Here is a 321-nt window from a genome sequence, read left to right as displayed (position 1 = left end):
CTTCCGTCCGATATTCAGATCCGCGAAATTCCATGCTTTCCACAACCGTTTTACTACCATCCTTTTGTACTACTGTTACATGCTCAGGACGAATTGCATGTTCTTCATTGTTTTTCGACAAGAAATTATTAGAACCAATAAAATCTGCCACAAATGGATTGGCTGGTCTTTGATAAATCTCCTCTGGTGTGCCAATCTGCATAATTTCCGCATGATTCATTACAACAATTATATCGGCCATCGTTAATGCCTCTTCTTGATCATGCGTAACCATAATTGTTGTTACTCCTACTTTTTCTTGCAAATCACGCATTTCTCTAC

Annotated in this window: 1 protein-coding gene; it reads right to left on the bottom strand. The window is 38.6% G+C overall.

Annotation, left to right across the window (positions count from 1 at the left end):
• A partial coding sequence (locus tag ACSG5Z_RS30035; RefSeq protein ID WP_435712763.1) for a TOBE domain-containing protein occupies nt 1-321 on the bottom strand: 321 nt, incomplete at both ends.

This window comes from Bacillus pretiosus, from assembly GCF_051294775.1.
In the GTDB taxonomy this organism is placed as follows: Bacteria; Bacillota; Bacilli; order Bacillales; family Bacillaceae_G; genus Bacillus_A; species Bacillus_A wiedmannii.
The sequence above is the reverse complement of the archived record's forward strand: the minus strand, read 5'-3'. Positions and strand labels throughout refer to the sequence as shown.